The organism is Streptomyces bobili (assembly GCF_002154575.1).
GTDB classification, from domain to species: Bacteria; Actinomycetota; Actinomycetes; order Streptomycetales; family Streptomycetaceae; genus Streptomyces; species Streptomyces bobili.
On record NZ_MUBA01000718.1, the window covers coordinates 1 to 4244 of the forward strand.

Here is a 4244-nt window from a genome sequence, read left to right on the forward strand (position 1 = left end):
GATGCGGGCGGCGGTCGCCGAGCGGCTCGACGACCCCGTGGAGCGCCTCGCCGAGCACTGCGCCCGCCGCCGGATGCTGATCGTCCTGGACAACTGCGAGCACGTCGTCGAGGGCGCCGCCCACCTGGTCGAGGAACTGCTCAAGCGCTGCCCGGAACTGACGGTCCTCGCCACCAGCCGCGAACCCCTCGGCGTACCGGGCGAGTTGCTGCGGCCCGTGGAGCCCCTGCCCGAACCGGCCGCGCTGCGGCTGCTCGCCGAGCGCGGAGCGCCCGCCCCGGCTTCCGTATCGACGACGACCCCGAGGCCTGCGCCGAGATCTGCCGCCGCCTGGACGGCCTGCCGCTCGCCATCGAACTGGCCGCCGCCCGCCTGCGCGTGCTCACCCCCCGCCAGATCGCGGACCGGCTCGACGACCGCTTCCGGCTGCTCACCTCCGGCAGCCGTACCGTCCTGCCCCGCCAGCAGACCCTGCGGGCCGTCGTCGACTGGTCCTGGGACCTGCTCGACGAGGACGAACGCGACGTCCTGCGCCATCTGTCCGTGTTCGCCCGCGGCTGCGACCTCGCCGCCGCCGAGGCCGTGTGCGGCCCGGCCGCCCTCGACGCGCTCGGCTCCCTCGTCGACAAGTCCCTCGTCGTGGCCGCGCCCGCCCCCGACGGCCGGATGCGCTACCGACTCCTGGAGACCGTCGCCGAGTACGCCGCCGTCCGCCTCGACGAGTCCGGGAGCCGCCCCCGGGCCGAACGCGCGCACCTGACGTACTACCGCGAACTCGCCCGCACCACCGAGCCGTCGCTGCGCGGCCGAGGGCAGCGCGCGGCCATCGACCGGCTCCAGCTGGAGTACGAGAACCTGCGCACCGCGCTGCGCCGCGCCGTCGCCGAGCGCGACGAGCAGGAGGCGCTCTGCCTGGTCCACTCGCTCGTCACGTACTGGCAGATGCGCGACCTGCGCATCGAGGCCCGCGGCTGGTGCCGCGAGGTGATGTCCCTCGGCCCCGACCCCTTCGCCGAGCCCCTACGCCCCGCCGCACCCGTGTGGAAACCCTGCACCGACGCCCCGCCGCCGATGACCGGAGAGATCCTCGAGGAAGCCCGGCGCGGCGTCCACCTCGCCCATCTCGCCTGCATGGACACCGAGTTGGACGCCTGGCAGACCCCGGCGGCCCAGGCCAAACTGCGGGCCATCGCCGACACCTACACCCCCGGCCTCCCGCAGACCTGCCGCACCCCCGGCCTGCTCTGGTTCTACGCCGTCATGCTCACCGGCGACATGGAACGCATCCGCGTCATCAGCGACGCCAACATCCGCACCGCCCGCGAGACCCCCGGCTACGAATGGGAGCTGGCCGTCTGCCTCCAGATGCGCGCCAACCTGCTGGCCAACCGCTCCGACTGGGCGGGCGACGCGACCCGCGACGCCGACGAGTCCCTGGAGATCTTCCGCCGCCTCGGCGACGCCTGGGGCACCGCCGAGGCCCTCTCCGCGCGCGCCGAGGCCCACGAGCGGATGGGCGCCCACGGCAGGGCGGCGGCCGACTACGAGGCCGCCATGGTGTACGCCGAACGGCTCGACGCCCGCAGCCAGTCGGCGGTCCTTCAGGCCCGGCTCGGCAGCGCGCTGCTGGAAGCCGGCCAGGAGGAGCGCGGCGAACACCTGCTGCGCGATGTCATCGACCGCGCCGACGGCGCCGTCAACGAAGCCCTGCCCGCCGCCCGGCTCTTCCTCTGCGGCCATCTCGCCATGACCGGCCGCGCCACCGAGGGACGTGAGCAACTACGGCTGCTGCGCGAGGAGTTCGGCCTCGCCCACTTCGTCGTCTTCGACGCGATGATCCTCGGCGCGCAGGCCTGGCTGGACGCGGTCGAAGAGCGGTACGAGGAGGCCCTGGTGTCGATCCGCGCAGCGCTGCGACAGGCCGACGACCCGCTGTCCATGGCCATCGCCCCGCACCTGCGCTCCTTCTACCTGGCCATCGCCGCCATCGCCCTCGGCGGGACCGACACCGGGGACGGCGCCCGCGCCGGGGCGGCCGCCCGCTGCCTGGGCGCCGCCGACGCCCACCTGCCGGCCCGGCACATCTCGCCGCGCCTGGAGGCCGAGTGCCGGGAGCGGGCCAGGGCCGGGGCACGTGCCGCACTCGGTGAGGCGGCGTACACCGCCGCGTACGCCGAGGGCGGCGGCCTCTCCTACGAGGAGGCCGCCGCCCTGGTGTGAACGCACCCGGTCAGGCCTTGGTGCGGAACTTGTGGATCGAGATCGGCGCCATCACCGCGGTGAGCCCCACCGACCAGGCCAGAGTCACCCACAGGCCGTGCGCGACCGGACCGCCGATCATCAGCCCGCGGGCCGCGTCCGCGAGAGCCGACAGCGGGTTGAACTCGGTGAAGTTGCGCAGCCAGCCCGGCATCGAGGCGGTCGGGGCGAAGATCGACGAACCGAACTGGAGCGGCATCAGCACCAGGAAGCCCATCGCCTGCACGGACTGCGCGTTCTTCATCGTCACGCCGAGCGTGAGGAACACCCACATCAGCGCGAACCCGAACGCCGCAGACAGTCCCACGGAGGCCAGCAGACCGGTCCAGCTCGTGATGTCGAAGCCGACCAGCACCGAGACGATCACCAGGACCACCGTCGCGAACAGCATCCGCATCAGTTCGACGGCGATCTTCGCGAACAGCACCGAGCCGCGCCCGATCGGCAGCGACCGGAAGCGGTCCATGACACCGGAGTTGAAGTCCTGGTTGAACCCGGTGCCCACGCCCTGCGCCATGTTCATCCCCGTCATGGCCAGCAGGCCGGGCACGACGTACTGGACGTACGCCTCCTGACCGCCGCCCAGCGACTGGCCGATGGAGCCGCCGAAGACGTACACGAACAGCAGGGTGAAGACGACCGGGAACAGGATCGCGTCGAACATCGACTCCGGGTCCTGCCGGATCCACAGCAGGTTGCGGCGTATCAGCGCGCCCGTGTGCCGCAGATGGGCCCGCAGCGAGATGGGCGTGTCGGCGCCCTTCAGGTCGGCCGGCGTGAGAGTGGCGGTGGCGGCGCTCATACGGCGACCTCCTCAAGGTTCTTGCCGGCCGGGACGGTGCCCTGCGGCGCACCGGCACGATGGCCGGTGAGGGACAGGAACACCTCGTCCAGGCTGGGCAGTTCGGTGGTGATGGAGGAGAGCGTGATACCGCGCTCGGTGACCGCGCCGACCACGGCGGTGAGCTGCTCGTCGCTCAGCACCGGCACCAGCACCGAGCCCCGCTCGACGTCCACGACGGTGCTGGCCAGGCCGGTGATGCCCAGCTCGTCCAGCGCGCGGGCCAGCGGGCGCAGGTGCACCGGGTCGGCCGGGCGCACCCGCAGGGTCCGTCCGCCCACGCGGGCCTTCAGCTCGTCGATGCCGCCCGTGGCGATGACCTTGCCCTTGTCGACGACGGTCAGCTCGGAGGCCAGCTGCTCGGCCTCCTCCATGTACTGGGTGGTCAACAGGACGGTCACGCCCTCGCCGACCATCGACTTCACCTCGTCCCACACCTCGTTGCGGGTGCGCGGATCGAGGCCGGTGGTCGGCTCGTCGAGGAAGAGGACTGCGGGGCGGCCGATCATGGACGCGGCGAGGTCGAGCCGTCGTCGCATACCGCCGGAGTACGTCCCCACCGGACGCCGGCCGGCCTCCGTGAGGGAGAACCGCTCCAGCAGTTCGTCGGCGCGGGCCCTGGACGCCTTGCGGGGCAGGTCGAGCAGTCGGCCGATGATGTACAGGTTCTCCCAGCCGGCCAGCTTCTCGTCGACGGAGGCGTACTGGCCGGTGAGCCCGATGACGCGGCGGAGCTGGCGGGGCTGGCGTACGACGTCGTAGCCGACGACGGTCGCCAGGCCGGCGTCGGGGGCGATGAGCGTGGACAGGATCCGCACGAGGGTGGTCTTACCGGCGCCGTTCGGCCCGAGCACCCCCATCACGGTGCCCTCCCGCACGTCGAGGTCGACCCCGTCCAGTGCCTTGGTCTCCCCGTAGTGCTTGACCAGCCCCCGCACGGTGACGGCGCGGGACGCGCCGCTGGGGTTGTTGTCGATGCGTGTCATGCGGTTGACGTTGTCACCCCCCACCGACAAACGACCTACACGCGCCCGACAGCCGCCGACACCCCGCCGACAGGGGCCCCAGCCATGCCCACCCACCACCCGACTCGGTGGGTCAAATGGCGACGGTCGGGTATCTCAGCCTGTCCGGCGTTTGAGGA

General features: G+C 72.4%; 2 protein-coding genes and 1 pseudogene. 1 reads left to right on the forward strand and 2 read right to left on the reverse strand.

Annotation, left to right across the window (positions count from 1 at the left end):
* Window positions 1–2220, forward strand: a pseudogene (locus BZL64_RS36685) (ATP-binding protein); the annotation flags it as partial.
* Window positions 2221–2230: 10 nt separating this feature from the next.
* Here the strand turns inward: BZL64_RS36685 and BZL64_RS36690 are convergent.
* Window positions 2231–3061, reverse strand: coding sequence for an ABC transporter permease (locus BZL64_RS36690; protein ID WP_086773340.1), 831 nt, complete (start codon window positions 3059–3061; stop codon window positions 2231–2233).
* Window positions 3058–4086, reverse strand: a complete 1029-nt coding sequence (locus tag BZL64_RS36695) for an ATP-binding cassette domain-containing protein (RefSeq protein ID WP_086773341.1) — start codon at window positions 4084–4086, stop codon at window positions 3058–3060. The genes BZL64_RS36690 and BZL64_RS36695 overlap by 4 nt, the downstream gene beginning before the upstream one ends.
* Between the last annotated feature and the right edge of the window lie 158 nt (window positions 4087–4244).